This is a genomic window from Pseudomonas sp. Pseusp18, assembly GCF_059506005.1.
Genome location: NZ_CP169240.1, coordinates 6,410,154 through 6,436,977, shown reverse-complemented (window position 1 = coordinate 6,436,977; position 26,824 = coordinate 6,410,154). Strand labels below are relative to the sequence as shown.

Annotated in this window: 27 protein-coding genes and 1 pseudogene; 12 read left to right on the top strand and 16 right to left on the bottom strand. The window is 59.9% G+C overall.

Translation table 11 applies throughout. The annotated features are described in order from the left end of the window. Positions 1 to 23: 23 nt before the first annotated feature. The 4 genes from spoT to ACEN9A_RS29125 all read right to left on the bottom strand — a co-directional run bounded on the left by spoT (position 24) and on the right by ACEN9A_RS29125 (position 4,113). Positions 24 to 2,129: a bifunctional GTP diphosphokinase/guanosine-3',5'-bis pyrophosphate 3'-pyrophosphohydrolase gene (spoT, locus tag ACEN9A_RS29140; protein WP_007934594.1), complete on the bottom strand. Its 2,106-nt coding sequence runs from the start codon at positions 2,127 to 2,129 to the stop codon at positions 24 to 26. Between the two features lie 56 nt (positions 2,130 to 2,185). Beyond that, a complete protein-coding gene (gene rpoZ, locus ACEN9A_RS29135) occupies positions 2,186 to 2,449 on the bottom strand; it encodes a DNA-directed RNA polymerase subunit omega (RefSeq protein ID WP_003177259.1) in 264 nt (87 codons plus the stop codon). A gap of 167 nt (positions 2,450 to 2,616) precedes the next feature. Then, entirely contained in the window at positions 2,617 to 3,237 is a 621-nt protein-coding gene (gmk, locus tag ACEN9A_RS29130; protein WP_018927481.1) for a guanylate kinase, read from the bottom strand. 12 nt (positions 3,238 to 3,249) lie between these two features. Next, positions 3,250 to 4,113 (bottom strand): YicC/YloC family endoribonuclease, encoded by an 864-nt coding sequence (locus tag ACEN9A_RS29125; protein WP_019580465.1) that lies wholly within the window; start codon positions 4,111 to 4,113, stop codon positions 3,250 to 3,252. 268 nt (positions 4,114 to 4,381) lie between these two features. On the opposite strand from ACEN9A_RS29125, the gene rph reads away from it, so the two are divergent. Continuing rightward, positions 4,382 to 5,104 (top strand): ribonuclease PH, encoded by a 723-nt coding sequence (gene rph, locus ACEN9A_RS29120; RefSeq protein WP_007934600.1) that lies wholly within the window; start codon positions 4,382 to 4,384, stop codon positions 5,102 to 5,104. A 30-nt stretch (positions 5,105 to 5,134) separates the two neighbouring features. Next, positions 5,135 to 5,503 (top strand): DUF4870 domain-containing protein, encoded by a 369-nt coding sequence (locus ACEN9A_RS29115; protein ID WP_018927483.1) that lies wholly within the window; start codon positions 5,135 to 5,137, stop codon positions 5,501 to 5,503. 72 nt (positions 5,504 to 5,575) lie between these two features. On the opposite strand, the gene crc is transcribed toward ACEN9A_RS29115, so the two are convergent. After that, the gene (crc, locus tag ACEN9A_RS29110) at positions 5,576 to 6,355 is read right to left on the bottom strand and encodes a catabolite repression control protein Crc (RefSeq protein ID WP_007934608.1); all 780 of its coding nucleotides are present in this window, start codon (positions 6,353 to 6,355) and stop codon (positions 5,576 to 5,578) included. 82 nt (positions 6,356 to 6,437) lie between these two features. Between crc and pyrE the strand changes: the two genes are divergently transcribed. Continuing rightward, entirely contained in the window at positions 6,438 to 7,082 is a 645-nt protein-coding gene (pyrE, locus tag ACEN9A_RS29105) for an orotate phosphoribosyltransferase (RefSeq protein ID WP_018927484.1), read from the top strand. Positions 7,083 to 7,173: 91 nt separating this feature from the next. Here pyrE and ACEN9A_RS29100 read toward each other — a convergent pair whose 3' ends face one another. The 5 genes and pseudogenes from ACEN9A_RS29100 to coaBC form a co-directional block, all read right to left on the bottom strand. After that, a complete protein-coding gene (locus ACEN9A_RS29100; RefSeq protein ID WP_019650094.1) occupies positions 7,174 to 7,434 on the bottom strand; it encodes a zinc ribbon-containing protein in 261 nt (86 codons plus the stop codon). Between the two features lie 197 nt (positions 7,435 to 7,631). Next, on the bottom strand, positions 7,632 to 8,537 hold the full coding sequence (gene argB / locus ACEN9A_RS29095) for an acetylglutamate kinase (protein ID WP_018927486.1): 906 nt from the start codon (positions 8,535 to 8,537) through the stop codon (positions 7,632 to 7,634). A gap of 25 nt (positions 8,538 to 8,562) precedes the next feature. Then, positions 8,563 to 9,939: pseudogene (locus ACEN9A_RS29090) on the bottom strand (phosphomannomutase/phosphoglucomutase); the annotation flags it as partial. A gap of 283 nt (positions 9,940 to 10,222) precedes the next feature. Then, complete coding sequence (gene dut, locus ACEN9A_RS29085) at positions 10,223 to 10,678, bottom strand: dUTP diphosphatase (RefSeq protein WP_018927488.1); 456 nt, start codon at positions 10,676 to 10,678, stop codon at positions 10,223 to 10,225. 5 nt (positions 10,679 to 10,683) lie between these two features. After that, entirely contained in the window at positions 10,684 to 11,892 is a 1,209-nt protein-coding gene (coaBC, locus tag ACEN9A_RS29080) for a bifunctional phosphopantothenoylcysteine decarboxylase/phosphopantothenate--cysteine ligase CoaBC (RefSeq protein WP_019650096.1), read from the bottom strand. A 135-nt stretch (positions 11,893 to 12,027) separates the two neighbouring features. Here coaBC and radC point away from each other — a divergent pair, with 135 nt between their 5' ends. Then, the gene (radC, locus tag ACEN9A_RS29075; RefSeq protein ID WP_026345932.1) at positions 12,028 to 12,702 is read left to right on the top strand and encodes a RadC family protein; all 675 of its coding nucleotides are present in this window, start codon (positions 12,028 to 12,030) and stop codon (positions 12,700 to 12,702) included. A 180-nt stretch (positions 12,703 to 12,882) separates the two neighbouring features. On the opposite strand, the gene ACEN9A_RS29070 is transcribed toward radC, so the two are convergent. Continuing rightward, entirely contained in the window at positions 12,883 to 14,469 is a 1,587-nt protein-coding gene (locus ACEN9A_RS29070) for an ABC transporter substrate-binding protein (RefSeq protein ID WP_258671624.1), read from the bottom strand. Positions 14,470 to 14,916: 447 nt separating this feature from the next. Between ACEN9A_RS29070 and rpmB the strand changes: the two genes are divergently transcribed. Next, positions 14,917 to 15,150 carry a 50S ribosomal protein L28 gene (rpmB, locus tag ACEN9A_RS29065; protein ID WP_007894701.1) on the top strand — a complete coding sequence of 78 codons (234 nt, stop codon included), beginning with the start codon at positions 14,917 to 14,919 and terminating at the stop codon, positions 15,148 to 15,150. Positions 15,151 to 15,161: 11 nt separating this feature from the next. Beyond that, on the top strand, positions 15,162 to 15,317 hold the full coding sequence (rpmG, locus tag ACEN9A_RS29060) for a 50S ribosomal protein L33 (protein ID WP_003177274.1): 156 nt from the start codon (positions 15,162 to 15,164) through the stop codon (positions 15,315 to 15,317). Positions 15,318 to 15,431: 114 nt separating this feature from the next. On the opposite strand, the gene ACEN9A_RS29055 is transcribed toward rpmG, so the two are convergent. Further along, positions 15,432 to 15,794, bottom strand: a complete 363-nt coding sequence (locus ACEN9A_RS29055) for a cupin domain-containing protein (protein ID WP_018927493.1) — start codon at positions 15,792 to 15,794, stop codon at positions 15,432 to 15,434. Between the two features lie 236 nt (positions 15,795 to 16,030). Between ACEN9A_RS29055 and ACEN9A_RS29050 the strand changes: the two genes are divergently transcribed. Beyond that, complete coding sequence (locus tag ACEN9A_RS29050) at positions 16,031 to 17,524, top strand: aldehyde dehydrogenase (protein WP_258671621.1); 1,494 nt, start codon at positions 16,031 to 16,033, stop codon at positions 17,522 to 17,524. A gap of 274 nt (positions 17,525 to 17,798) precedes the next feature. Beyond that, the gene (locus ACEN9A_RS29045; RefSeq protein ID WP_019650101.1) at positions 17,799 to 18,944 is read left to right on the top strand and encodes an MFS transporter; all 1,146 of its coding nucleotides are present in this window, start codon (positions 17,799 to 17,801) and stop codon (positions 18,942 to 18,944) included. A 167-nt stretch (positions 18,945 to 19,111) separates the two neighbouring features. Here the strand turns inward: ACEN9A_RS29045 and ACEN9A_RS29040 are convergent, their stop codons facing one another. Together ACEN9A_RS29040 and ACEN9A_RS29035 are read right to left on the bottom strand one after the other, a co-directional pair. Then, entirely contained in the window at positions 19,112 to 20,683 is a 1,572-nt protein-coding gene (locus ACEN9A_RS29040) for a phospholipase D family protein (protein ID WP_258671619.1), read from the bottom strand. A gap of 58 nt (positions 20,684 to 20,741) precedes the next feature. Further along, a complete protein-coding gene (locus tag ACEN9A_RS29035; RefSeq protein ID WP_019650103.1) occupies positions 20,742 to 22,163 on the bottom strand; it encodes an aminotransferase-like domain-containing protein in 1,422 nt (473 codons plus the stop codon). A 179-nt stretch (positions 22,164 to 22,342) separates the two neighbouring features. Here ACEN9A_RS29035 and ACEN9A_RS29030 point away from each other — a divergent pair, with 179 nt between their 5' ends. After that, positions 22,343 to 22,588, top strand: a complete 246-nt coding sequence (locus tag ACEN9A_RS29030) for a DUF1127 domain-containing protein (protein WP_007934625.1) — start codon at positions 22,343 to 22,345, stop codon at positions 22,586 to 22,588. A 51-nt stretch (positions 22,589 to 22,639) separates the two neighbouring features. On the opposite strand, the gene ACEN9A_RS29025 is transcribed toward ACEN9A_RS29030, so the two are convergent. Continuing rightward, the gene (locus ACEN9A_RS29025; RefSeq protein WP_258671617.1) at positions 22,640 to 23,953 is read right to left on the bottom strand and encodes an NAD(P)/FAD-dependent oxidoreductase; all 1,314 of its coding nucleotides are present in this window, start codon (positions 23,951 to 23,953) and stop codon (positions 22,640 to 22,642) included. Between the two features lie 147 nt (positions 23,954 to 24,100). Here ACEN9A_RS29025 and ACEN9A_RS29020 point away from each other — a divergent pair, with 147 nt between their 5' ends. Further along, positions 24,101 to 24,454, top strand: a complete 354-nt coding sequence (locus tag ACEN9A_RS29020; RefSeq protein ID WP_258671614.1) for a YkgJ family cysteine cluster protein — start codon at positions 24,101 to 24,103, stop codon at positions 24,452 to 24,454. Positions 24,455 to 24,547: 93 nt separating this feature from the next. On the opposite strand, the gene ACEN9A_RS29015 is transcribed toward ACEN9A_RS29020, so the two are convergent. Then, positions 24,548 to 25,036, bottom strand: coding sequence for an Lrp/AsnC ligand binding domain-containing protein (locus ACEN9A_RS29015; protein WP_003177284.1), 489 nt, complete (start codon positions 25,034 to 25,036; stop codon positions 24,548 to 24,550). A gap of 156 nt (positions 25,037 to 25,192) precedes the next feature. Between ACEN9A_RS29015 and dadA the strand changes: the two genes are divergently transcribed. Beyond that, the gene (gene dadA / locus ACEN9A_RS29010) at positions 25,193 to 26,497 is read left to right on the top strand and encodes a D-amino acid dehydrogenase (protein ID WP_026331818.1); all 1,305 of its coding nucleotides are present in this window, start codon (positions 25,193 to 25,195) and stop codon (positions 26,495 to 26,497) included. Beyond that, on the top strand, positions 26,469 to 26,822 hold the full coding sequence (locus ACEN9A_RS29005) for a RidA family protein (protein ID WP_258671613.1): 354 nt from the start codon (positions 26,469 to 26,471) through the stop codon (positions 26,820 to 26,822). Before dadA ends, ACEN9A_RS29005 begins: the two co-directional genes overlap by 29 nt. Positions 26,823 to 26,824: the final 2 nt, after the last annotated feature.

Below are 26,824 nucleotides of genomic sequence, written 5' to 3'. Positions count from 1 at the left end.
TATGACTCCTTGTGAAGGGTGGGCTACGCGCGCATGCGGGTGATGCGGATGACCCCGGTCAGGGCGCGCAGTTTCTTGATCACGCGGGCCAGGTGCACGCGGTCGTGCACGCTGACCACCAGTTGGACCACGCTGATACGACCGTCGCGTTCGTCCATGCTGATTTTTTCGATATTGCCGTCGGCCGCGTTGACGCTGCTGGCCAGCAGGGCGATCAGGCCGCGCTGGTGTTCCAGTTCGACGCGCAGCTCGACGTTGAATTCGCCGGTGACATCCTTGGCCCATGAGAGCTGGATGCATTTTTCCGGGTTGTGGCGGATCTCGCTGATGTTGCGGCAGTTGTCCAGGTGCACGACCATGCCTTTGCCCGCCGACAGGTGGCCGACAATCGGGTCGCCCGGGATCGGCGTGCAACATTTGGCGTAGCTGAGGACCAGGCCTTCGGTGCCGCGAATCGCCAGCGGGCCTTCCGGGCTCGGCAGCTGTTCGCCTTCGCCGAGCAGGCGGCGGGCGACCACGTAAGCCATGCGATTGCCCAGGCCGATGTCTTCGAGCAGGTCTTCGATCAATTCGAGGCGGTATTCGTGGAGCATCAACTGCACGCGCTCGGCCGGGACTTTTTCCAGCGAGCTGTCGAAGCCGTTGAGCACCTTGTTTAGCAGGCGTTCGCCGAGGCTGATGGATTCGGAGCGGCGTTGCAGTTTCAGTGCATGGCGGATGTGGGTCCGCGCCTTGCCGGTGACCACGAAATTGAGCCATGCCGGGTTCGGCCGTGCGCCGGGGGCGCTGACGATCTCGACCGTGGAGCCGCTTTGCAGCGGTTCGGACAGCGGCGCGAGACGACGGTTGATCCGACAGGCAATGCAGCTGTTGCCCACGTCGGTGTGTACCGCGTAAGCGAAGTCGACCGCCGTGGAGCCTTTTGGAAGCTCCATGATCCGGCCTTTGGGCGTGAACACGTAGACCTCGTCCGGGAACAGGTCGATCTTCACGCTCTCGATGAATTCCAGCGAGTTGCCGGCCCGTTGCTGCATCTCCAGCACGCCTTTGACCCACTGGCGGGCGCGGGCATGAGTGCCTTTGGGCTGTTCGTCGCCGCTGGATTTGTACAGCCAATGGGCGGCGATGCCGTTGTTGGCCATCTCTTCCATTTCACGGGTGCGGATCTGGATCTCGATCGGTACACCGTGCATGCCAAACAGTGTGGTGTGCAGCGACTGGTAGCCGTTGGCCTTGGGGATCGCGATGTAATCCTTGAAGCGCCCCGGTAACGGTTTGTACAAATTGTGCACGGCACCCAGTACGCGGTAGCAGGTATCGACCTTGTCGACGATGATCCGGAACGCATAAACGTCCATGATCTCGTTGAAGGCCCGACGCTTGCCGCGCATTTTCTTGTAGATGCCGTAGAGGTGTTTCTGACGACCGCTGACCTCACCCTGGATGCCGTCGATGGCCAGGCAGTGGCTGAGGGACTCTTCGATCTTGTTGACGATTTCCTTGCGGTTGCCCCGGGCGCGCTTGACCGCCTGGTTGATCCGCGCGGAACGCATCGGGTGCATGGCCTTGAAGCCGAGGTCTTCGAATTCTATGCGGATGGCGTGCATACCCAGCCGGTTGGCGATGGGCGCATAGATTTCCAGGGTTTCCTTGGCGATCCGCCGGCGCTTTTCGCCGGACAGCACTTCCAGGGTGCGCATGTTGTGCAGGCGGTCGGCCAGCTTGACCAGGATCACGCGAATGTCGCGCGCCATGGCCATGGCCATTTTCTGGAAGTTTTCGGCCTGGGCTTCGGCCTTGGTCTCGAAGTTCATCTGGGTCAGTTTGCTGACCCCGTCGACCAGTTCGGCCACCGTTTCGCCGAACTGCGCTTGCAGCGCTTCCTTGGCAATACCGGTGTCTTCGATCACGTCATGCAGCATTGCAGCCATCAGGCTCTGATGGTCCATGTGCATGTCGGCAAGAATATTCGCCACCGCAAGAGGATGCGTGACGTACGCCTCACCGCTGCGGCGGCGTTGACCGTCGTGGGCTTGTTCGGCGTAGAAGTACGCTCGGCGGACCAGGTTGACCTGGTCCTTGCCGAGGTAGGTCGATAAGCGATCGGCGAGGGCGTCTATGCTCGGCATGATGACACCTGCCGTTTGCTATGACCCCGCGCCGTGCTACGTCGACCAGGCATGGCTTATACTGCCTCGTTGGACTCGTCCTCGAACGCTGCGAACAGCGGTTCGTCTTCGACGATTTCAGCGTTGGCGATGAACTCGTAGCTCATCAGGCCCTCAGCGATTTCACGCAGCGCTACAACTGTAGGCTTGTCGTTTTCCCACTGAACCAGGGGCTCTTTGCCACCGGTGGCCAGTTGACGGGCACGCTTGGTAGAGAGCATGACCAGCTCAAAGCGGTTTTCCACGTGTTCTAGGCAGTCTTCAACGGTTACGCGGGCCATGGTATTCCTCGGAGCGAATGCAATATGCGCGCTGCCCGGTTGGGCGAGCGGACTCAACAGTTTAAAAAATCACCAGCGATTAGGGAAGCGCTGATTTTTTGACCAGGCTCTTCAACGCGCTATAAGCACCAATGTAAAGCCCTTGCAGCGGTTTTGGGAAGAGCTGATTAGCCGAGCAATTCAGCCAATAATTTGCCATGACGCTGCTGCTGACGCTTCTGATGCAGCTGATTGGCGCGGAAAATCGCCTTCAGATCGTCCAGTGCGTGGGCGAAATTGTCGTTGATGATCAAGTAATCGTAGTCGACGTAATGGCTCATCTCGCTGACGGCTTCGCGCATCCGGCCTTCGATGATCTCGTCACTGTCCTGGCCGCGATTGGTCAGGCGCTGGTGCAGGGCCTCCAGGGACGGCGGCAGAATGAAGATCGAACGGGCCTGGGGCATCAACTTGCGCACTTGCTCTGCGCCCTGCCAGTCAATTTCCAGAATCAGGTCGTGACCTTCATCCAGGGTCTGCTGCAGGTGGCTTTGCGAAGTGCCATAGAGATTGCCGAACACTTCGGCGCGCTCGAGGAAATCTCCGTGCTCGATCATCTTCACGAACTCGCTACGTTCGACGAAGTGATAGTTCACGCCGTTCACTTCACCAGGGCGCATGGCGCGGGTGGTGTGGGAGACCGAGACGCGGATCTCCTGATCAGCGTCGGTCAGGGCTTTGACCAGGCTGCTCTTGCCCGCCCCCGAAGGTGCGGAAATGATGTACAGGGTGCCGGTACTGTGGGTCATGTCAGGTTTGCCTTACTCAATATTCTGTACTTGTTCGCGCATCTGCTCGATCAACACCTTTAGGTTGACCGCCGCTTGGGTGCTGCGCGGGTCGAAGGCTTTGGAGCCCAGTGTGTTGGCTTCGCGGTTGAGCTCCTGCATCAGGAAATCCAGGCGTCGACCGGCAGCGCCGCCGGATTTGAGCACCCGGCGAACTTCGATGATATGAGTGCTCAGGCGATCCAGTTCTTCGGCGACGTCGCTCTTTTGCGCGAGCATGACCATTTCCTGCTCCAGGCGCTGCGGGTCGAGGTCGGCCTTCATGTCGGTGAAGCGGTCGAGGACTTTCTGACGCTGGGTGGCGAGCATCTGCGGGACCAGCTCACGCAGGATCACCACATCTTCTTCAATGGACGTCAGGCGCTCGTTGATCAACCGCGCCAGCTCCGCGCCTTCGCGCTCGCGGCCGGCCTTGAGTTCTTTCAGTCCTTGGTTGAACAGCGTCAGGGCTTCGGCATTCAGCGCTTGCGGGTCGGCGGCGTCGGCCACCAGCACGCCGGGCCAGGCCAGGACTTCCAGCGGGTTCAGCGCGGCGGGGTTCTTGATCAGGCTGGCGACGGTCTCGGCGGCAGCGACCAGTTGCGCGGCGCGCTCGCGGTCCACTTGCAGCGGTTTGCCAGTGCTTTCTTCGGTGAAACGCAGGGTGCATTCGAGCTTGCCCCGGGAAATTCCCTGGCGCAGGGCTTCGCGGACGGCGCCCTCGAGGTCGCGGAAAGATTCCGGCAGGCGCAGATGGGGTTCCAGGTAGCGGCTGTTGACCGAGCGCAGCTCCCAGCTCAGGGTGCCCTGGACGCCGGCTTTCTCGACGCGGGCGAAGGCGGTCATGCTGTGCACCATGGAGGTACCTCGCAATGCAGGTCGGCGCGTAACCCATGGTTCGCGGACCCGCTATCTGTGAATTAAAGCCGACAGGCAGCAAAGGCGCAGGATTGTAGCGCAGTGGGGCGGATGCGCCCAATCACACGCTGTGACAATGGGCTGCAGGCCGTCGGCTACGCTCTATTCAGAGCCTTCAATCGTCGGGTGATTTTTTTAGAAGTGCCCACTCGCGGCCCACGGCTCTATAATGCTCGGCAGTTTTCCGTCCCCCGTACAGGTAATCCCTATGAAACGTCCAAGTGGTCGCGCTGCCGATCAGCTCCGCTCGATCCGCATTACCCGCAACTACACCAAACACGCCGAGGGATCTGTACTGGTCGAGTTCGGTGATACCAAGGTCATCTGCACCGTCAGCGTCGAGAACGGCGTGCCGCGTTTCCTCAAGGGTCAGGGCCAGGGCTGGTTGACCGCTGAATACGGCATGCTGCCGCGCGCCACTGGCGAGCGTAACCAGCGTGAGGCGAGCCGCGGCAAGCAAGGCGGCCGCACTCTGGAAATCCAGCGTCTGATCGGTCGTTCCCTGCGCGCTGCGCTGGACATGTCCAAGCTGGGCGACGTCACCTTGTACGTCGACTGCGATGTGATCCAGGCTGATGGCGGCACCCGCACCGCGTCCATCACCGGCGCCATGGTTGCACTGGTCGACGCCTTGAAAGTGATCAAGAAGCGCGGCGGCCTCAAAGGTGGCGACCCGCTCAAGCAAATGATCGCTGCCGTTTCGGTGGGCATGTATCAGGGCGAACCTGTGCTTGACCTCGACTACCTGGAAGACTCGGCTGCCGAGACTGACCTCAACGTGGTGATGACCAGCACTGGTGGTTTCATCGAAGTCCAGGGCACCGCCGAAGGCGCACCGTTCCAGCCGGAAGAGCTGAACGCGATGCTGGCACTGGCGAAGAAAGGCATGATCGAGATTTTCGAACTGCAGAAGGCTGCACTGGCTGACTGATTGTTTTGATGTCCGGCAAAGGAGAGCGCCATGAGTGATGAACAGCAGTTGCTACCCACACCGAGCTCCGAGGCTCGCCAGTGGGCGATGTTTTGTCACCTCTCGGCGTTTCTCGGTGTCTGGTTTCCGTTCGGTCACCTGATCGGGCCGCTGATACTCTGGCAGTGGAAGCGTGAAGCGGACCCGTTCATCGATGCCCAAGGCAAAGAAGCGCTGAACTTTCAGATCACCGTGGCCCTGGTCTCGGGCATCTGTTACGTGCTGATGCTGGTGTTGATCGGTTTTGCGCTGCTGCCGCTGGTTCTGATCGGGGCGATGGTGCTGTGCATCATTGCCGGGCTCAAGGCCAATGACGGGGTGCCTTACCGCTATCCCTTCACCTGGCGGTTGATCAAATAACAGCCAGAAAAAATCAGCGTGCACAAAAAAGCCGACAGCAATGTCGGCTTTTTTGCATCTGCGAAAAGACGCTTAGATCGTCAGCGTCCAGTCGTAGTCCACGATCAGCGGTGCGTGCTGCGAGAACCGTGGCTGACGTGGCAGGCGTGCGCTGCGTACGAAGCGGCGCAGGCCAGGGGTCAGCAACTGGTAGTCGAAACGCCAGCCCAGGTTGAGCATCTCGGCCTGTTCGTTGTCCGGCCACCAGCTGTACTGGTCGCCTTCGCGGCTGACTTCCCGCAGGGCGTCGACATAACCCATGTTGCCGACAATCTCGTCCATCCAGGCACGCTCAGGCGCCAGGAAGCCCGGGGATTGCTGGCTGTCGCGCCAGTTCTTGATATCCAGCTTCTGTTGCGCCACGTACAGCGAGCCACAATAAATGTACTCGCGACGTTTGCGTCGCTGTTTATCCAGATAACGGGCGAAGTCGTCCATTAGCTTGAACTTCTGGTTCAAGTCTTCATCGCCATTCTGCCCCGAAGGGAGCAGCAAGGTCGCGATGCTGACCTTGTCGAAATCGGCTTGCAGGTAGCGCCCGTAGCGGTCGGCCGTCTCGAAGCCGAGACCGCTGATGACAGCCTTCGGTTGCAACCGCGAATACAAAGCCACGCCACCTTGGGCGGGAACTTCGGCTTCGCAGGCATAAAGGAAGTAGCCATCCAGTTGGAAGGCTGGATCGTCCAGTTCAAAGGCGGAGGCGCGGGTGTCCTGCAGGCAGATGACGTCGGCATTCTGTGCTTGCAGCCAACTGAGCAAACCACGCTCGACTGCAGCCTGAATACCATTGACGTTCACACTGATGATCCGCATAAGTGGCCCCAAAAATCGCGTGCGGGTATGATACACGGCGTCTACCTAATTAGCTAAATCCGTGGTATTTGGGGTTTTTTTCATGCAAGCGTATCAACGCGATTTCATTCGTTTTGCCATCGATCGCGGCGTTTTGCGCTTCGGTGAGTTCACCCTGAAGTCCGGGCGCACCAGTCCATACTTCTTCAATGCCGGCCTGTTCAACTCAGGGAAGGCCCTGGCACAGCTGGGCCGTTTCTATGCGGCAGCCATCGTCGAGAGCGGTATTTCCTTCGACGTACTGTTCGGCCCGGCCTACAAAGGCATCCCGTTGGCGGCAGCCACCGCCGTGGCACTGGCCGAACATCACGACCGTGACCTGCCATGGTGCTTCAATCGCAAGGAAGCCAAGGCCCACGGCGAAGGTGGCAGCCTGGTCGGCGCGCCATTGACTGGCGACGTGCTGATCATCGACGACGTGATCACCGCGGGCACCGCCATCCGTGAAGTGATGCAGATCATCGCTTCCCAGGACGGCGCCAAAGCTGCCGGTGTGCTGATCGCCCTGAACCGTCAGGAGCGTGGCAATGGTGAGTTGTCGGCCATTCAGGAAGTGGAGCGTGACTTCGGCATTCCGGTGATCAGCATCGTTTCGCTGAACCAAGTGCTGGAGTTCCTGGCTGACGATCCGCAGCTCAAGCAACATTTGCCTGCGGTTGAAGCCTACCGCGCCCAGTTCGGCGTGTAACCACGCTCCCACAGGGATTGCAGACAGCAAAAGACCCCGCTCAGCAAGTTGAGCGGGGTCTTTTGTTTATGTATGGCCCAGTCCCCCAGCTTTATTTTTTGCTGGTGCTGCTGAATGTCTCGGCCTTTTTGATCCCGCTGGGTTTATTGGTTTTCTCCGGGTACGGATCAGCCACAGCATCGCCCTGGCCAGTCAGAATTCTCCAGCCATGACGGGTGTGCGCGGTTTTGCGGAGTTGCGGGCAGGGCGGCATCGATGTTTTGCCCTGATTCGAGTATTCGTGACCACAATCGACACAGGCATAGGTGCCAGGTGAAACATCGCTGCCGTAAGGGACGTAGTCTTTTTGCATGGGTAGACCTCCTGTGGATTCAGTGAAGATCTTATGCAGATTGCTTCCTTGGTGAAGTCGGACGTTTCGCCCAATCAGGTCAGGCATTTCCGGCGCGCATAAAAAAGATCGCAGACTTCGTCAGCTCCTACAGGTTTTTCGTACATCCGAAATCCGTAGGTGCTGCCGAAAGGCTGCGATCTTTTTAAGGTTTTGAATCAGGGACGCTTGCGATTGCTGATCAGCGTGCCCACACCGGTGTCGGTGAAGATTTCCAGCAGAATTGCATTTGGCACCCGACCATCAATGATCAGCGAGCTGCCCACGCCACCCTGTACCGCTTCCAGCGCGCAACGGATCTTCGGCAGCATGCCGCCGTAGATGGTGCCATCGGCGATCAGATCGTCGACTTGCTGGGTGCTCAGGCCGGTCAGGACCTTGCCGCTCTTGTCCATCAGGCCGGCAATGTTGGTCAGCAGCATCAGCTTCTCAGCTTTCAGGGCCTCGGCCACTTTACCGGCCACCAGGTCGGCGTTGATGTTGTACGACTCGCCATTGGCACCGACGCCGATCGGCGCGATCACCGGAATGAAATCGCCTTTGACCAGCAGGTTCAGCAGGTCGGTGTTGATCCCGACCACTTCGCCGACGTGGCCGATGTCGATGATTTCCGGCTGGGTCATCTCAGGGGTCTGGCGGGTGACGGTGAGCTTCTTCGCACGAATCAGCTCGGCGTCTTTACCAGTCAGGCCGATGGCGCTGCCGCCGTGACGGTTGATCAGGTTGACGATGTCCTTGTTGACCTGGCCGCCGAGGACCATTTCCACCACGTCCATGGTCGCGGCGTCGGTGACGCGCATGCCATCGACAAAGTGGCTCTCGATCGACAGTCGCTTGAGCAGGTCGCCGATTTGCGGGCCGCCGCCGTGAACCACCACCGGGTTGATGCCGACGGCTTTCATCAGCACGATGTCGCGGGCGAAGCCGGTTTTCAGCTCCTCGCTTTCCATCGCGTTGCCGCCGTACTTGATCACCAGTGTCTTGCCGACATAGCGGCGAATGTAAGGCAGCGCTTCGGACAGGACCTTGGCGGTGTTGGCGGCGGCTTCGCGTTCGAGGGTCATTCAGGGCTCCGGGTGCTTCAATAGATCAAAACGGTAGTTGGAGATCAGGTGCAACGCGCTTCAGCTGGACGTGGAATACATCCTTGATGCGCTGCAATTCAGCCTCGTCATCGGCCTCGAAGCGCAGCACCAGCACCGGTGTGGTGTTGGAGGCGCGAACCAGGCCCCAGCCTTTGGCATAGTCGACTCGCACGCCGTCAATGGTGGTCAGGTCGGCGCCTTCACCCCACTGTGCGTCGTGCAGTGCATCAATGATGCTGAATTTGCTCTCTTCGGTCACATGGATATTGATTTCCGGCGTAGAAATATCGTTCGGGAAGGTCGCGAACAACTCTTCCGCGGTGGATTTTTCCTTGCTGAGGATCTCCAGCAACCGCGCGGCGCTGTAGATACCGTCGTCGAAACCGAACCAGCGCTCCTTGAAGAAGATGTGCCCGCTCATTTCGCCGGCCAACAGGGCGCCGGATTGTTTCATTTTCTTTTTGATCAGCGAGTGACCTGTTTTCCACATCAGCGGACGACCGCCATATTCCTTGATCAGCGGGATCAGGCGGCGGGTGCATTTGACGTCGAAGATGATTTCCGCGTCGGGGTTGCGTGCTACCACATCTTTGGCGAACAGCATCAGCAGGCGGTCCGGGAACACGACGCTGCCGGTGTTGGTGACCACGCCCACGCGGTCGCCATCGCCGTCGAAGGCCAGGCCCAGGTCGGCGTTGGTTTCCTTGACCTTGGCGATCAGGTCTACCAGGTTTTCCAGCTTGCCCGGATCCGGGTGATGGTTCGGGAAGTTGCCATCGACTTCGCAGAACAGCGGGATGACTTCGCAGTTCAGGGCTTCGATCAGTTGCGGGGCAATCACGCCGGCCGCGCCGTTACCGCAGTCGACCACCACTTTCAGGCGGCGGGCGAGTTTGATGTCCTGGACGATTTCGGTGTTGTAGCGATCGAGTATCTCGACCTTGGTGATGCTGCCCTTGCCGCTGCTCAGGTTGTTGGTCTTGAGGCGGTCGTGCAGGGCCTGGATCTGTTCGTTGGCCAGGGTATCGCCAGCAATGACGATCTTGAAGCCGTTGTAGTTCGACGGGTTGTGGCTGCCGGTAAGCATCACCCCTGATTTGCCGGCCAGTACGTTGGCGGCGTAGTACAGCGCAGGCGTTGGCACCAGGCCGACGTCGCTGACGTGGCAACCGCTGTCGGCCAGGCCCTGAATCAGTTGTTCCACCAGTTCCGGGCCGGACAGGCGACCGTCGCGGCCGACGGACACATTGGGTTCGCCCTGGGCCAGGCTCTGGGAACCGATGGCGCGACCGAGCCAATAAGCGGTTTCAGCGTTCAAGAATTCCGGGACGGTGCCACGAATGTCGTAGGCGCGGAAGATGCTGTCGGGGAACTTGGGTGCGACTTGGGCTGGGGTGCTCATCTGTAGGAATGCTCCATCTCTAAAGTGGCTGGACCTGCCGGCGAAAAGCTCGTGGGCTGGCTCAAACTGAAGGGTATGACGGCGTTTTCCGCAGAGAGTTCGTGGTGCGAAAAGGCCATGCCACCAATGTCGACGAGTATTGGGTCAACCAATGCCTTGATTTTCAGTGGTAAACCTTCCAGATGACGTCTGTGCAATTTTCATCCTTAAAATGCAGAGGGCGGGTCAGGCCAGGCATTGTTCCCAGCCTGAATGCCGATGATCAGTGGCTGCCGGAATGTCCGAAGCCGCCGGTGCCGCGCTGGGTTTCGACGAACTCTTCGACCATTTCGAAGTGCGCTTGAACCACCGGTACCAGCACCAGTTGGGCCAGGCGTTCGCCAACGACCATGTTGAAATCGGTCTGGCCACGGTTCCAGCACGACACCATCAGTGGGCCCTGGTAATCGGAGTCGATCAGGCCGACCAGGTTGCCCAGCACGATGCCGTGCTTATGGCCCAGGCCGGAGCGCGGCAGAATCAAGGCCGCCAGGCCCGGATCGCCGATATACACCGACAGTCCGGTAGGGATCAGCAGGGTCTCGCCCGGCTTGATGACGGTGTCTTTTTCCAGCATGGCGCGCAGGTCGAGGCCGGCGGAGCCTGGTGTGGCGTACTGCGGAAGCGGAAATTCGCTGCCGATGCGTGGGTCGAGGATCTTGGCTTGCAAAGCGTGCATGTAAATTAAACCTGGTTCAGACGTTCGGCGATAAAAGTGATCAGCTGGCGGGCAATCTTGCCTTTGCTGGTCTGGGCAAAAATAGTGGCGTGCAGCTCACGGTCGATCACGCTGCAGGCGTTTTCTTCGCTGTTGAAGCCAATGCTCGGGTTGGCGACGTCGTTGGCGACGATCAGATCGAGGTTCTTGTCTTTCAACTTGCGGGCAGCGTAGTCGAGCAGGTGTTCGGTTTCGGCGGCAAAGCCGACACTGAACGGACGGTCGGGACGGGTGGCGATGGTGGCCAGGATGTCTGGGTTACGCACCATCTGTAGCAACAAGCCGTCGCCGCTTGTAGGGTCTTTCTTGAGTTTCTGTGGGGCCACGACTTCCGGACGGTAGTCCGCGACCGCTGCCGAGGCGATGAACAAGTCGCAAGGAATCGCGGCTTCACAAGCGGCGAGCATGTCGCGAGCGCTGACCACGTCGATGCGCGTGACGCGATCCGGGGTCGGCAGGTGCACGGGGCCGGTGATCAGGGTCACGCGGGCGCCGGCTTCTACCGCGGCTTCGGCCAGGGCAAAGCCCATTTTGCCGGAGCTGTGGTTGGTGATGTAGCGCACCGGGTCGATGTTTTCCTGGGTCGGACCGGCGGTGATCAGCACGTGTTTGCCGGTCAGCGCCTGGCGCTGGAAGCAGTCTGCCGCGCACTGGGCGAGGTCGGTGGCTTCGAGCATGCGACCCATGCCGACGTCGCCGCAGGCCTGGCTGCCGGAGGCCGGGCCGAAGACTTTGAAGTCGCGGCTTTCGAGGGTTTGCAGGTTGGCCTGGGTCGCCGGGTCGCGCCACATGGCCTGATTCATCGCCGGCGCCACGGCGACTACCGCGTCGGTGGCCAGCACCAGCGTGGTCAGCAGGTCGTCGGCAATGCCTTGGGCCAGGCGAGCGATCAGGTCCGCGGTGGCGGGGGCGATCAATACCAGATCGGCCCATTTGGCCAGTTCGATGTGGCCCATGGCGGCTTCGGCCGCCGGGTCCAGCAGGTCCAGGTGGACCGGGTGCCCGGACAGGGCCTGCATGGTCAGCGGGGTAATGAATTCGCTGCCGCCACGGGTCATGACCACGCGCACTTCAGCGCCCTGGTCGATCAGGCGGCGAACCAGCTCGGCGCTCTTGTAGGCAGCAATGCCGCCGCCGACGCCCAGAACGATGCGTTTCCGATACAGCCGCTGCATAGGTCTGCCTTTCATTTCGTTGATGACTGCATGGCGATACCCCCTCCCCAGGGGTGAAATCGCCCGCAAAAAAGATGGGCTACGATATCACAGCGACCGCTACGGAACAGCGGCGCCCACTTACATGGAGGTGTTATGAGCATTCGCGATTGGCCAGCGGCGGAGCGACCGCGGGAGAGGTTACTTGAGTTGGGTTCGACGAGTCTTTCGGACGCCGAGTTGCTAGCGATTTTTTTACGTACAGGTGTATCGGGTAAAAGTGCAGTGGATCTGGCTCGACATCTGTTGAATCAGTTTGGCAGCCTGCGTTCACTTCTCGAAGCCGATCAAGCTGCGTTCAGCAGGCAATTGGGGCTCGGGCCGGCGAAATTCGCTCAGTTGCAAGCGGCACAGGAAATGGGCAGGCGGCATTTAGCCGAACGTGCACGGCAAAAATCGGCGCTGGAAAATCCGCAGGCGGTTCGTGACTACCTGAAGTCGATGCTGCGCCACGAGCCTCACGAGGTATTCGGGTGTCTGTTTTTGGATTCAAAACATCAAGTGCTGACCTTTGAAGTGCTGTTTCGCGGCTCCATCGACAGTACCAGTGTCTATCCAAGACAAGTGGTTAAACGCGCTTTGGCCCACAACGCCGCAGCGTTGATCCTCTGCCACAACCATCCGTCGGGTAACTCCAACCCCAGTCAAGCCGACCGAGTGCTGACCAAGCGCCTGCAAGAAGCGCTGGACCTGATCGATGTGCGGGTGCTCGACCATTTCATTGTCGGTGATGGCGATCCGTTGTCCATGGCCGAGTACGGGTGGATGTGAAGGGTGGAGTTACGCGAAAACCATGCAGGCGCGGGCCTGTGGCGAGGGAGCTTGTCGAAACGCCGCCCCGTTTGAGTGCGTAGCACTCACAAGATCTTTGGTGCATCCGAGATTTTGGGGCTGCTTCGCAGCCCGACGGGGGCAAGCCCCCTCGCCACAGGTTTCTTTTGGCGACGCTGATTACTTGAAGTTGACCTTGGAGTAATCCTGGCGACCAAACGGGCTGACCCGATAACCCTCGACGTCTTTGCGCGTCAGGGCGAAGGCCGTCGGGTGGGCCAGTGGCAGCCACAATGCCTGTTGCTGGATCTGCGCCTGGGCCTGTTCGTAGAGCTTGGTGCGTACACCTTGCTCGCCGGTGGTCTTGCCGGCGCTGATCAGCTTGTCCAGATCCTGGTTGCAGTAACGGGCGAAGTTGGTGCCGGCTTTGATCGCCGCGCAGGAAAACTGAGGCGTGAGGAAGTTGTCCGGGTCACCGTTGTCGCCGGCCCAGCCCATGAACAGCAGGTCATGCTCGCCGGCCTTGGCGCGGCGAATCAGTTCGCCCCATTCGATCACGCGGATCTCGGCCTGAATGCCGATTTCCGCCAGGTCGGATTGAAGCAATTGCGCGCCGAGGCTCGGGTTGGGGTTCAGCAGGCTGCCGGAAGGGCGAGTCCAGATAGTGGTCTGGAAACCGTTCTTGAGCCCGGCCTTGGCCATCAATGCCCGGGCTTTCTCGATATCATGCGGGTAGCCCGGCAAGTTTTTGGCATAGCTCCAGGTATTGGGCGGGTAGGGCCCGTTGGCAGGCTCGGCGGTGTCTTCGAATACGGCCTTGAGGTAGTTGGCCTTGTCGAACGCCAGGTTGATTGCCTGGCGCACTTCCGGCTTGTCCAGCGGCGGATGCTGGCTGTTGATGCCGACGAATGCGGTCATGAAGGCGTCAGTCTTTTCCACCTTCAGGGTCGGCTCCTGCTTCGCAGCCTGTACGTCCAGCGGTTTCGGCGACAGGGCGATCTGGCACTCGTTGCGGCGCAATTTCTGCAAGCGCACGTTGGCGTCCGGGGTGATCGCGAAGATCAACGGGTCCACCGATGGCTTGCCCTGGAAGTAGTCGCGGTTGGCCTTGTAGCGAATCGAGGCATCTTTCTGGAAGCGCGTGAAGATGAACGGGCCGCTGCCGATCGGCTGGCTATTGAGCTTCTCCGGAGTGCCGGCCTTCATCAGTTGGTCGGCGTACTCGGCCGAATAGATCGAGGCGAAGCCCATGGTCAGGGTCGGCAGGAATGTCGAGTCCGGGTGATCGAGGGTGAAACGAATGGTGAGTGGGTCCAGGGCGTCGATCTTCTTGATCAGTGTCGGTAACTGCATCGACTGAGCGTGCGGGAAGCCGCTCTGGGCGATTTTGTGCCACGGGTTTGCCGGATCGAGCATGCGGTCGAAACTGAATTTCACGTCTTCGGCGGTCAGGTCGCGCGTCGGGCTGAAATACTCGGTGCGGTGAAATTTCACCTGCGGATGCAATTTGAAGACGTAGGTCAGGCCGTCGGGCGTGACGTCCCAGCTGTCCGCGAGGCTGGCGACCACTTTGCCGCTGGCCGTGTCGAAGTCCACCAGGCGGTTCATCAGCACGTCGGCCGAGGCGTTGGTGGTGGTCAGCGAGTTGTATTGCACCACGTCGAACCCTTCCGGGCTGGCCTCCGTGCAGACGCTCAGGGCGGCGGCATGGGCCAGGGGGCTCAGCAGAAGCGGGGCGAGCAACAGTGGTAGGGCAGCGAGGCGCATGGTCGGATTCCTTTACAGATCGAAGGCCCATCTGCAAGTGCAGTCTGGAAAAGGCTTACCCTAGTGGGCTCTTTTGCAAATGACTATCCCCTTTTTCATTTTCAGGGGAGTATGGGCGATTGTTTTCGGTGAGTGATGGTTGAGAAAAGCCCTGAATTGTCCCGTTGGCCGATTCTCTGCGACGAGCGGTCGCTATCGGGCTCAGCCTTTGTCCAAGGCACTCGGCGCCCGAAAAACCGGGTTTTTATCAACTCAATTCACACCGGTTGTTGTTGCTCTCTGGTCTTTCTGGTATAAAGCAGCGCTCTTTTCTAGGGGCCCGGTTCCTTCACTTGTAGGTGTAGCCGGTAAGACCTCTAAAGAAACGCGGCGCCTGGCGCCAAATGACTGAGAGATTAAGCGGCCAACCCATGCCGGGTTGGGCATGTGGTTTTAGAGGGCTGAGGCATGTCGAGAGTATGTCAAGTTACCGGTAAGGGTCCGGTGACTGGGAATAACATTTCCCACGCAAACAACAAAACCCGTCGTCGTTTCCTGCCGAACCTGCAGCATCATCGCTTCTGGGTTGAAGAAGAGAAACGTTTCGTGCGTCTGCGCGTATCTGCCAAAGGCATGCGTATCATCGACAAGCGTGGCATCACTGTCGTGCTGGCCGAAATCCGCAAAGCCGGCAAGATCTAAGGGAGCTAATCATGCGTGAATTGATTCGTTTGATTTCGAGCGCCGGTACTGGTCACTTCTACACTACCGACAAGAACAAGCGCACTACTCCGGACAAAATCGAGATCAAGAAATATGATCCGGTTGTTCGCAAGCACGTGATCTACAAAGAAGGCAAAATCAAGTAATTGATTTTTCCTCCTTACGAAAAAGGCCCGTATCGCGAGATACGGGCCTTTTTTGTTGCCGTTTTGCATCGTCTGTCAGGGCTCCATCGCGGCAAGCCCAGACAGCAAAACCCCTCAGGCCTTCTGTTCAAACACCACATAAATCTTGCGGCACGGCTCCAGCACTTCCCAGGTGCCTTTGAAACCGGCCGGAATCACGAAGCGATCGCCCACGCGCAGGGTCTTGGCGCCGCCGTTGTCATCGCGCAGCACTGACACCCCCTGAACGATTTCGCAGTATTCGTGTTCGGTGTAGTTAACCCGCCACTGACCGACTTCGCCTTCCCAGACACCTGCACTCATCTGGCCGCACGGGCTGTTGTAGTGGTTGTACACGGTTTGCTCGGGGTCGCCCTTGAGGACTTTCGCCGGGTCTGGCCGATAGCGATCGGGCTGGGTGGTAGCCTGACTGAAATCGACGATATCCTGAATGCTCATGCTGGTATTCCCCCGTGATTGCGGCGCGACTGGCTGGAAAATTGAAAGTCTATGTTTATTAAAATGAACATCGCAAGGTCGTTTAACGGCCTTTTGTCAAATATATTGAAACTTCACCCGCCGCTGGTTTAGGGTAACGGTTGCCTTGAGCCGAAAAGCAGGCTGGCCGGGCAGAATTCCTGACAGCACCCGCGAAGAGCGTGGGCGCTCGTATTCAATAAGAGGAGGACACTCGTATGACCACCCTGACTCGTGCCGACTGGGAACAACGGGCTCGCGATCTGAAGATCGAAGGCCGTGCCTACATCAATGGCGAATACACCGATGCAGTCTCCGGTGAAACGTTCGAGTGCATCAGCCCTGTCGATGGCCGTCTGCTGGGCAAGATTGCCAGCTGTGATGCCGCCGACGCCCAGCGCGCCGTGGAAAACGCTCGCGCCGCGTTCAATTCCGGCGCCTGGTCGCGCCTGGCGCCGACCAAGCGCAAAGCCACCATGATTCGTTTTGCCGGCCTGCTGAAACAGCACGCCGAAGAGCTGGCCCTGCTCGAAACCCTGGACATGGGCAAGCCGATCAGCGATTCCCTGTACATCGACGTTCCTGGCGCGGCGCAAGCCCTGAGCTGGAGTGGCGAGGCCATCGACAAGCTCTACGACGAAGTCGCCGCCACCCCGCACGATCAGCTGGGGCTGGTGACTCGCGAGCCGGTCGGTGTGGTCGGTGCGATCGTGCCGTGGAACTTCCCGTTGATGATGGCCTGCTGGAAACTCGGCCCGGCGCTGTCCACCGGTAACTCAGTGATCCTCAAGCCTTCGGAAAAATCGCCGCTGACGGCTATTCGTATTGCAGCGCTGGCAGTTGAAGCCGGCATCCCGAAAGGTGTGCTGAACGTGCTGCCGGGTTACGGTCATACCGTCGGCAAGGCCCTGGCCTTGCACAATGATGTCGACACCCTGGTGTTTACCGGTTCGACCAAGATCGCCAAGCAACTGCTGATCTACTCCGGCGAATCGAACATGAAGCGTGTCTGGCTCGAAGCCGGTGGCAAGAGCCCGAACATCGTGTTCGCCGATGCGCCGGACCTGCAAGCCGCCGCCGAATCGGCTGCCAGCGCTATTGCCTTCAACCAGGGCGAAGTCTGCACCGCCGGTTCGCGCCTGCTGGTCGAGCGTTCGATCAAAGACAAATTCCTGCCACTGGTGATCGAAGCCCTCAAGGCCTGGAAGCCGGGAAATCCGCTGGACCCGGCGACCAACGTCGGTGCGCTGGTGGATACCCAGCAGATGAACACCGTGCTGTCCTACATCGAATCCGGTCACACCGATGGCGCCAAACTGGTGGCTGGCGGCAAGCGTATTCTTCAGGAAACCGGGGGCACCTACGTCGAGCCGACGATTTTCGACGGTGTCAGCAACGCGATGAAAATTGCCCAGGAAGAGATCTTTGGCCCGGTGTTGTCGGTGATCACTTTCGATACCGCCGAAGAAGCCGTTGCGATTGCCAACGACACGCCGTACGGCCTCGCGGCTGCTGTATGGACCACGGATATTTCGAAGGCTCACCTCACCGCCAAGGCTTTGCGCGCTGGCAGTGTGTGGGTCAACCAGTACGACGGCGGCGACATGACTGCGCCGTTCGGTGGCTTCAAGCAGTCCGGCAACGGTCGCGACAAGTCGCTGCATGCGTTCGACAAGTACACCGAGCTGAAGGCGACCTGGATCAAGTTGTAAGCAAGTGAGGGAGCCCGGTAGTCAATCGGGCTCCTGAACGACATAGATCCCATGTGGGGGCGGGCTTTTGTGGTGAGGGGGCTTGCCCCCGTTCGGCTGCGAAGCAGGCGCAAGACCATTGCATGCGGTGTACTTGATACACCGCAGACGCAGGTTTTGGGGCCGCTCCGCGACCCAACGGGGCGATGCGGCGTTCCGACAAGCCCCCTCGCCACCAAGCCCCGCTCCCACACTGTTTTGTGCTGTACATAAAATATCCACAGGAGCGTGGAACATGCGTTGGGCGACTTATTTCGCCGTCTTGGCGTCTGTCTTGAGTGTCGGCCTGGCCTTGGGCGTCAGCATGCCGTTAGTGTCGCTGCGCCTGGAAGGCTGGGGTTACGGCTCGTTCGCGATTGGCGTGATGGCGGCGATGCCGGCCATTGGCGTGTTGCTGGGGGCGAAGATCTCCAGCCATCTCGCGGCCCGTCTTGGCACGGCCAATCTGATGCGCCTGTGCCTGTGGGCCGGGGCGGTGTCCATCGGTTTGCTGGCGCTGTGGCCGAGCTACCCGATCTGGCTGGTGCTGCGGTTGATGATCGGGGTGATCCTGACACTCGTCTTCATCCTTGGTGAAAGCTGGATCAACCAACTGGTGGTCGAGCAATGGCGCGGCCGATTGGTAGCGCTGTATGGCAGCAGTTATGCGCTGAGTCAGCTGGCCGGGCCGCTACTGTTGGGTGCGTTGGGCACCGAGCACGATTACGGTTTCTGGGTGGGCGTCGGTTTGCTGATGACGTCACCGTTCCTGCTGCTGGGCCGTAGCGGCGCACCTACCAGCGAAGCCTGCAGCGTGACCCTCAACGACTTGCTGAACTTCTGCCGTGGCCTGCCGGCAATTGCCTGGGCGGTGTCGCTGTTTGCTGCGTTCGAAGCGATGATCCTGACCTTGTTGCCGGTCTACTGCCTGCGTCAGGGCTTCACCACGGAAATCGCCCTGGCGATGGTCAGCACGGTGGTGGTGGGGGATGCCTTGTTGCAGTTGCCGATTGGCGCGCTGGCTGATCGCTTGTCGCGGCGTACATTGTTTACCGGCTGCGCGATGCTCTTGCTGCTGTCGAGCCTGGCGATTCCATTGTTGATCGATACGTTGCTGATCTGGCCGCTGTGGGTGTTGTTCGGCGCCAGCGCCGGTGGTCTGTTCACCTTGTCGTTGATCCTGATCGGTGAGCGTTACCGCGACGATGCGCTGGTGCGAGCCAATGCCCATATCGCGCAGCTGTGGGGGATCGGTTGCCTGATCGGGCCGTTGGCGGCCGGTGCCGGGAGCCAGTGGATCAGCGGGCATGCCTTGCCGTTGCTGATGGCGGCGGGCGCGTTGGGGTTGGTGATTCTGGTATCGCGGCAAGGGGCGTTTGGAGTGGTTGCCGAGCCGGCCTGAGCGCTGCACAAAACCTGTGACGAGGGAGCTTGCTCCCGCTGGGGCGCGCAGCGGCCCTAAATCATGTGCTGTCGCTTACTCAGGTAGAGCGTGGACGTCGATTTGCGACTGCTGCGCAGCCGAGCGGGAGCAAGCTCCCTCGCCACAATTTATCACCAGACTCCTGACTACAGCATTTTCTCCAGGCCAATCGTACTGCTGAACCACGAATTGAAATGCCGCCACCAGCTCCCCGGTTCCTTGGTCAATGTGTGCTGCTTGCCGTCGTCTTCTGTGACCCAGACTATCTGACCCTTTTCCAGTCGCGCGTGATAGCTGAGGGCCGGGGCCATACCCTCCAGCGCCAGTTCGCGCACACGCCCGGCAAGTTCCGGGTTGTCCACCAGCACACCGACTTCGGTGTTCCAGAGCACCGAGCGCGGGTCGAAATTGAATGAGCCGATGAAGGCTTTTTGTCGGTCGAAGATCATGGCCTTGCTGTGCAGGCTGGAATCGGAGCTTTGGTTGGATGATCCTCTGTGAAACAGGCTCGGTCCGCTGCCGCCGTTGTCCCCGGGCTGGCGGCGTAATTCGAACAGCTGCACGCCATGCTCCAGCAAGGCTTTGCGATAAGGCGCATACCCACCATGCACGGCGGGAACATCGGTGGCTTCCAGTGAGTTGGTCAGCAAACTGACCGACACCCCGGCATCGGCGCGACCGGTCAGGTACACCAGTCCTGGTTGGCCGGGTACGACGTAGGCCGAGATCATGATCAGCTCTTTGCTGACCCCGTTGAGTTCAGGCGCCAACTGGGTGGTCAGCAGCAAGTGCGGATCAGGTTCTCCGTCGGACAACACCTTGCTCGGTGCGTCCCATAGCGCCTGGTTCCAGGCCCAGATCAGCTCCCGCCGCCAGACGTCCAGGCGCGGGTGAGTGGTGTAGGTCATCAACTGCAGATAGAGCGCGTGATTCTGTTTGCGCGTTTCTTCCAGGGATTCGTCCAGGCGGGTCCGGGTATTTCTCAGGTCCCTGGCGCTCGGCCTGCTTGAGAGAAACTGCTCGATCGGCTTGCTCAGGGCGCTGTTCCAGTATTGATCGAAGCTGTGTCCCAACTGCTCTGCAACCGGGCCGACACTGAGCATGTCGATGTCGGTGAAATTCAGTTTGGTCTCTGCATCGAAATACTCATCCCCCAGGTTGCGCCCGCCCACGATTGCCGCGCTGTTGTCCGCCACCCACAGTTTGTTGTGCATGCGCCGGTGTTGCAGTGACACGTTGAATAACCGGCCCATGGTTCGCGTGACGCCAGTGCTGCGGCCCAGGTGCAGTGGGTTGAACACGCGGATCTGAATCTGCGGATGCGCGGCAAGAGTTGCGATGATCCGGTCCAGGCCATCGCTGGTGGTGTCGTCGAGCAGAATCCGCACCCGCACGCCGCGGTCGGCGGCTTTGAGCAGCTCACTGATCAGTATCCGTGTGCTGATGCCGTCATGGACGATGTAGTACTGCAAGTCGAGGCTGCTTTGGGCATTTCGAATCAGCTCGGCGCGAGCGGTGAAGGCCTCGGTGCTATCGGACAGCAAGCGGAAGCCCGACTGACCCTGGTGGGGAGCGGCCTGGGCCTGGATCGAACGGCCGAAAGCAGAGTCGGCCGCCGGCAGGGCCTGGCTCGGTTCGCGAGGGACGTGGAGCGTCGTGCAGCCACCCAGGAACGAGGCGAGTAACAGCAGAGCAAGCAGGGGCTGTCTGATTCTCACGTGGAATGTTCCGGTGGCGGCCGTCGTTAGCATATCGACGCCGGATCCCGAAGAAAGGTCAGTCGGATTGCGCCAGCAGTTTGATCGCCGCCACGCCGACCTTGCGCACCGCTTCTTCGATCTGCGGTGTTGGCTTGGCAGCGTAGTTCATCCGCAGGCAATTACGGTATTTGCCCGAGGCGGAAAAGATACTGCCCACGGCAATCTGTACGCCTTGATCATGCAGTGCACGATTGAGTTTCAGGGTGTCGAAGCCCTCCGGCAGCTCAACCCACAGCATGAAGCTGCCTTGCGGACGGCTGGCGCGGGTGCCGGCCGGGAAATAACGGGTGACCCAATCGATCATTGCGTCGCGATTGCGCTGGTATTGCATGCGCATCCGCCGTAAATGCGGTTCGAAGTGCCCAGCCTTGAGAAATTCGGCGATCGCAATCTGTGGTTGCGTCGCGGTGGAGCCGGTGCTGATGTACTTCATGTGCAGCACCCGTTCCAGATACCGGCCCGGCGCGACCCAGCCAATGCGCAGGCCCGGTGCCAGGGTCTTGGAAAAGGAACTGCAGAGCAGGACGCGGCCGTCTTCGTCGAAGGATTTGATCGTGCGCGGGCGGGGGTAGGTGTAGGCCAGTTCGCCATACACATCGTCCTCGATAATCGCCACATCGAAACGCTGTGCGAGGTTCAACAGCGCACGTTTGCGCGACTCCGGCATGATGTAGCCCAGCGGGTTGTTGCAGTTGGGGGTTATCTGTATGGCCTTGATCGGCCATTGCTCCAAGGCCAGTTCCAAAGCATCGAGGCTGATGCCGGTGAGCGGGTCGGTGGGGATTTCCAGCGCCTTCATGCCCAGGCCCTTGAGGGTCTGCATGGCGCCGTGAAAGCTTGGCGAATCCACTGCGACGATGTCACCCGGTCCGCAGATGGCGCGGATGCTGGTCGACAGCGCTTCGTGGCAACCGGTAGTGATCACCAGATCGTTGGCGCTCAATTGGCAGCCGGAATCGAGCATCAGGCGGGCGATTTGTTCGCGCAGTTCGAGGGTGCCGCAGATGTTGTCGTAGTACAGGCCTCGCATGTCCTGCTGGCGGCTGATACGTGCCAGGTTGCGTAGCAGCGGTTTCATGGTCGGCGAGGTGATGTCTGGCATACCGCGGCCCAACTGCACGACATCCTTGCGCGGCACGGCGCGGATCAGTTCCAGCACCTGATCCCACTGTGAAATATCCACCGGTCGTTGGGCTGGGCGGCCGACCACGGGTAGCTCTGGCAGTTCGCGGCTCACCGGTACGAAATAGCCGGATTTGGGTTTGGGCATCGCCAGGCCTACGTCTTCCAGCACTCGATAGGCCTGTTGCACCGTGCTCAGGCTGACCCCGTGCTCGACACTCAGCGCCCGCACCGAGGGTAGCCGGTCACCGGGGCGATAGAAGCCCTGTTCGATACGTGTGCCGAGCAACTCGGCGAGGTTGACGTAAAGGGTCATGGTGCAGTCTCGATGTGGGTGATTCGGTTAACCAATACAGATGGGGCAAAAATAAGCGATTCAGAGGCCGAAACAGAAAAACTGTATGGAATTAATACTGCTCTGTTGAATCTGTAATGCTTTTTGCCGTCCGCGCATCATGAAAGCTCTGGCTACCCAAGTAAACAGGAGCGACGAAAATGAACGGCTTGAGCGATGTGCGGCTGACGTTACACAGTCAGGAACTGGCGGCAGGGCAACAGAACGGCGCGCGCGAGGCAATTATGCGCAACGCACCGTCCTGCCTGGGTCGCTGGGGTCTGTTCTGGCATCGTCTGCACACGCGTAAGGCGTTGTTGGAGCTGACGCCGGAGCAACTCAAGGATGTCGGGTTGAGTCGGGAGCAGGCGCGGGAGGAGGGGCTTAAACCTTTCTGGCGTCTGTGAGATGAACCGCGACCCCTTGCAGGAGCAGCCTTCGGCAGCTCCTGCAAGGGGTCAGGCCAGTTCTTTAAGGCGATGCCAAAGCATCCCCAACGCCAACAACGGCGAGCGCAAATGTTTGCCGCCTGGAAAGGTAATGTGCGGCACCTTGGCAAACAGATCGAAACCCCCACTCTGCTGGCCGCTGATGGCCTCAGCCAACAACTGGCCTGCCAGGTGCGTGGCGTTTACGCCATGACCGGAATAGGCCTGGGCGTAATACACATTCGGTTGCTCCTTGAGCCGGCCGATCTGCGGCAGGCGATTAGCCCCGATGCCGATCATCCCGCCCCACTGATAGTCGATTTTCACCCCGGCCAGTTGCGGGAACACCGCCAGCATCTTCGGACGCATGTATGCGGCGATGTCGTTCGGATCGCGTCCTGAATAATGGCAGGCGCCGCCGAACAGCAGGCGGCGGTCCGCCGAGAGTCGGTAATAATCCAGCGCTACCCGTTGATCGCAGACCGCCATGTTCTGCGGCAGCAGCGCGTGAGCCTGCTCTTCACTCAAGGGTTCGGTGGCGATGATGTAACTGCCGGCGGGCAGCACCTTGCCGCCAAGTTGCGGGTTGAGATCGTTGAGGTAGGCGTTGCAGCCCAGCACCAGGGTCTTGGCGCGGACCGAGCCCCGGGCGGTGTGGACCTTGACCTCGCGGCCATAATCGATGCGGGTTACAGCCGATTGCTCAAACAGTTTGGCGCCCAATTGCCGGGCTGCGGCCGCTTCGCCCAGTGCCAGGTTCAGTGGGTGCAGATGCCCGGAGCCCATGTCGATCAAACCACCGACATAGCGATCGGAACCCACCACGCTGTGCATTTCGTTGGCTTGCAGCAGACGGGTTTCGTAACGGTAACCGAGGCTGCGCAGCTCGCTGGCGTCTTCAGCGAAGCCTTCCAGGTCATGGACCTTGTTGGCGAGGTCGCAGTAGCCCCAGGTCAGGTCGCAAGGGATCTGGAAACGCTCGACTCGCTGGCGGACGATTTCCACCGCTTCCAGTCCCATCAGTTTCATCTGACGCACGCCGTCTGCACCGATCACGTTGGCGAACTGATCGAGGCCATGGCCGACGCCGCGAATCAATTGCCCACCATTGCGTCCGCTGGCGCCCCAACCGATCTTGTGCGCTTCCAGCAGCACCACGCGCAAGCCTCGTTCAGCCAGTTCCAGCGCGGTGTTCAGCCCCGAGAACCCGCCGCCCACCACGCACACGTCCGCGACCAGCTCACCTGTGAGTGTTGGAAGGTCGGGTTGCGGCAGGCTGCTGGCGGCGTAATAAGAGGCGACGTGCCGGTGGTTAGGGGCAGGTTGCTGAACGGGGGCGTTCATGGACGTCATCCTGATGCGTGTGTTTGAAAAAGTTGACGGAGCATAAGCCGCCCCTTCGGATACGGGCAACATTGGTCGGTTGGTGCTGTCTGGGTCGGGGCTTTTGCGTCAGAATCCCCATCTATTCCGCATTCGGTCACCGCTTCGATGAGCTGCAACAGTCAGAAAATTCGCACGCTACGCCAGCAGATTCCCACTTTCGAGTGCGTGCCCGGCTGCCATGACTGCTGCGGACCGGTGACCACCTCGCCCGAAGAAATGTCCCGCCTGCCGCGCAAGACCCGGGCCGAGCAGGACGCGGCGATGGACGAACTCAATTGCGTCCATCTGGGGCCCAACGGCTGCACGGTGTATGACGAGCGCCCATTGATCTGCCGTCTGTTCGGTACCACCAAGACATTGCCATGCCCCAACGGACGGCGGCCGGTGGAGCTGATTCACCCGCGGGTCGAGAAGCAGGTGTTCGAGTACATGTCCTCAAACCGGCAGGTCCTGGTTTAGGTGTTGCCAGATAAAAGATCGCAGCCTTCGGCAGCTCCTACAGAGGAGCGCGTACACCCGTAGGAGCTGCCGAAGGCTGCGATCTTTTGATCTTCAATCCGGAATCGGCAGACTCAAACTCTCTTTCACTTCTTCCATCACGATATAGCTCTTGGATTCGCGCACATGCGGCAACTTGAGCAGGATGTCGCCCAGCAATTTGCGGTACGAGGCCATCTCGGAAATCCGCGCTTTCACCAGGTAATCGAAGTCCCCTGACACCAAATGGCATTCAAGGACGTGGGGCAGTTTCAGCACCGCACGTCGGAACTCTTCGAAAGTATCGCCGGATTTGTAGTCGAGACTGATCTCGACGAACACCAACAGACTACCCTTCAGGTGCTGCGGATTCAGCCGGGCGTTGTAGCCCATGATGATCCCTTCGCGCTCCAGGCGCCGTACCCGTTCAGTGCAGGGGGTGGTGGAGAGGCCGACCTTTTCCCCCAGCTCGGTGAAGGAGATACGCCCGTCCGCTTGCAGAATCCGCAGGATGTTGCGGTCGATCTTGTCCAGCTCACGTTTGGTCTGAGTGTTGGTCCGCATAGGGGATGCGCCTCCGTGAAAAGGGTTTTTGCCGAGAATTGTCGCCAAATATAAGCACTTATATAGTGAAAAGCACTGGCTAATCTTTTTTAAACTGCCCACATCTTCGGTCTGCACAATAAACGTCAGCGGTAAGCCGCGATGAGGGATATGAAAATGCGCGTTCTGGTCTTGGGTAGCGGCGTCATCGGTACCGCCAGTGCCTATTATCTGGCACGAGCCGGCTTTGAAGTGACGGTTGTGGACCGTCAGCCAGCGCCGGCCATGGAAACCAGTTTCGCCAACGCCGGGCAGGTTTCGCCGGGTTATGCCTCGCCGTGGGCCGCACCGGGCGTGCCGCTCAAAGCCATCAAGTGGCTGTTGCAGCGCCATGCGCCATTGGCGATCAAGGCCACCGCCGACATCGACCAATACCTGTGGATGGCGCAGATGCTGCGCAACTGCACCGCCAGCCGTTACGCGGTGAACAAGGAGCGCATGGTGCGTCTGTCCGAGTACAGCCGCGACTGCCTCGACGAATTGCGCGCCGAAACCGGCATTGCCTACGAAGGCCGTAGCCTGGGGACTACCCAGCTGTTCCGCACCCAGGCGCAGCTCGATGGTGCCGCCAAAGACATCGCCGTGCTGAAAGAGTCGGGTGTGCCGTTCGAACTGCTCGACCGCGCCGGTATTGCCCGGGTCGAACCGGCCCTGGCCAGCGTCACCGACATCCTCGCCGGTGCCTTGCGCCTGCCGAACGACCAGACCGGCGACTGCCAGATATTCACCACCCGCCTGGCCGAAATGGCCGTGAAACTGGGTGTGGAGTTCCGTTTCGGCCAGGACATTCAGCGTCTCGACTTCGCCGGTGATCGCATCAACGGTGTGTGGATCGACGGCAAGCTGGAAACCGCCGACCGTTACGTGCTGGCCCTCGGCAGTTACTCGCCGCAGTTGCTCAAGCCGCTGGGCATCAAGGCCCCGGTGTACCCACTCAAGGGTTACTCGCTGACCGTGCCGATCACTAACCCGGCGATGGCCCCGACGTCGACCATTCTCGACGAGACCTACAAGGTCGCGATCACCCGCTTCGACAACCGCATCCGCGTCGGCGGCATGGCTGAAATCGCCGGTTTTGACCTGTCGTTGAACCCGCGCCGGCGCGAAACCCTGGAGATGATCGTCAACGACCTTTATCCTCAGGGCGGCAATCTGCCCGAAGCGAGTTTCTGGACCGGACTGCGTCCGACCACTCCGGACGGCACGCCGATTGTCGGTGCCACACCGTTCAAAAACCTGTTCTTGAATACGGGCCACGGTACGCTCGGCTGGACCATGGCTTGTGGTTCCGGTCGTTTGCTGGCTGACCTGATGGCCAAGAGAACGCCGCAGATCAGCGCCGAAGGCCTCGATATTTCTCGTTATGGCAACAAACTCAAGGAGCCTGCAAAACATGTCAATCCAGCGCCAGCTCACCAATGAGCGCATGAGCCAGATCGTTGTCCATAACGGTACTGTGTATCTGGCAGGACAGGTCGGCGACGACATGGACGCCGGGATTGAACAGCAGACCCGTGAAGCCCTCGCCAATATTGAGCGTTTGCTGGATCTGGCCGGGACGGACAAGAACCGTCTGCTGTCGGTGACCATTTACCTGAAAGACATCGACGCGCACTTCGCAGGCATGAATTCGGTGTGGGACCAGTGGCTGCCAAAAGGCGTCGCGCCGGCCCGTGCCACGGTCGAATCGAAGCTGTGCGAACCGCAAATCCTGGTCGAGCTGTCGGTCGTTGCCGCGCTGCCATAAAC

Bases quoted from the DNA above. Each gene is read 5' to 3' on its own strand.
- dut (WP_018927488.1), bottom strand. From the start codon at position 10,678: ATGCACGCTTTGCAAGCCAAGATCCTCGACCCACGCATCGGCAGCGAA.
- ACEN9A_RS29030 (WP_007934625.1), top strand. From the start codon at position 22,343: ATGAACGGCTTGAGCGATGTGCGGCTGACGTTACACAGTCAGGAACTG.
- ACEN9A_RS29045 (WP_019650101.1), top strand. From the start codon at position 17,799: ATGCGTTGGGCGACTTATTTCGCCGTCTTGGCGTCTGTCTTGAGTGTC.
- ACEN9A_RS29015 (WP_003177284.1), bottom strand. From the start codon at position 25,036: ATGCGGACCAACACTCAGACCAAACGTGAGCTGGACAAGATCGACCGC.
- ACEN9A_RS29020 (WP_258671614.1), top strand. From the start codon at position 24,101: ATGAGCTGCAACAGTCAGAAAATTCGCACGCTACGCCAGCAGATTCCC.
- radC (WP_026345932.1), top strand. From the start codon at position 12,028: ATGAGCATTCGCGATTGGCCAGCGGCGGAGCGACCGCGGGAGAGGTTA.
- pyrE (WP_018927484.1), top strand. From the start codon at position 6,438: ATGCAAGCGTATCAACGCGATTTCATTCGTTTTGCCATCGATCGCGGC.
- argB (WP_018927486.1), bottom strand. From the start codon at position 8,537: ATGACCCTCGAACGCGAAGCCGCCGCCAACACCGCCAAGGTCCTGTCC.
- rpoZ (WP_003177259.1), bottom strand. From the start codon at position 2,449: ATGGCCCGCGTAACCGTTGAAGACTGCCTAGAACACGTGGAAAACCGC.
- rpmG (WP_003177274.1), top strand. From the start codon at position 15,162: ATGCGTGAATTGATTCGTTTGATTTCGAGCGCCGGTACTGGTCACTTC.
- gmk (WP_018927481.1), bottom strand. From the start codon at position 3,237: ATGACCCACAGTACCGGCACCCTGTACATCATTTCCGCACCTTCGGGG.
- ACEN9A_RS29115 (WP_018927483.1), top strand. From the start codon at position 5,135: ATGAGTGATGAACAGCAGTTGCTACCCACACCGAGCTCCGAGGCTCGC.
- ACEN9A_RS29025 (WP_258671617.1), bottom strand. From the start codon at position 23,953: ATGAACGCCCCCGTTCAGCAACCTGCCCCTAACCACCGGCACGTCGCC.
- ACEN9A_RS29125 (WP_019580465.1), bottom strand. From the start codon at position 4,113: ATGGTGCACAGCATGACCGCCTTCGCCCGCGTCGAGAAAGCCGGCGTC.
- rph (WP_007934600.1), top strand. From the start codon at position 4,382: ATGAAACGTCCAAGTGGTCGCGCTGCCGATCAGCTCCGCTCGATCCGC.
- ACEN9A_RS29005 (WP_258671613.1), top strand. From the start codon at position 26,469: ATGTCAATCCAGCGCCAGCTCACCAATGAGCGCATGAGCCAGATCGTT.
- ACEN9A_RS29035 (WP_019650103.1), bottom strand. From the start codon at position 22,163: ATGACCCTTTACGTCAACCTCGCCGAGTTGCTCGGCACACGTATCGAA.
- ACEN9A_RS29055 (WP_018927493.1), bottom strand. From the start codon at position 15,794: ATGAGCATTCAGGATATCGTCGATTTCAGTCAGGCTACCACCCAGCCC.
- dadA (WP_026331818.1), top strand. From the start codon at position 25,193: ATGCGCGTTCTGGTCTTGGGTAGCGGCGTCATCGGTACCGCCAGTGCC.
- coaBC (WP_019650096.1), bottom strand. From the start codon at position 11,892: ATGCAGCGGCTGTATCGGAAACGCATCGTTCTGGGCGTCGGCGGCGGC.
- spoT (WP_007934594.1), bottom strand. From the start codon at position 2,129: ATGCCGAGCATAGACGCCCTCGCCGATCGCTTATCGACCTACCTCGGC.
- crc (WP_007934608.1), bottom strand. From the start codon at position 6,355: ATGCGGATCATCAGTGTGAACGTCAATGGTATTCAGGCTGCAGTCGAG.
- rpmB (WP_007894701.1), top strand. From the start codon at position 14,917: ATGTCGAGAGTATGTCAAGTTACCGGTAAGGGTCCGGTGACTGGGAAT.
- ACEN9A_RS29050 (WP_258671621.1), top strand. From the start codon at position 16,031: ATGACCACCCTGACTCGTGCCGACTGGGAACAACGGGCTCGCGATCTG.
- ACEN9A_RS29070 (WP_258671624.1), bottom strand. From the start codon at position 14,469: ATGCGCCTCGCTGCCCTACCACTGTTGCTCGCCCCGCTTCTGCTGAGC.
- ACEN9A_RS29100 (WP_019650094.1), bottom strand. From the start codon at position 7,434: ATGCAAAAAGACTACGTCCCTTACGGCAGCGATGTTTCACCTGGCACC.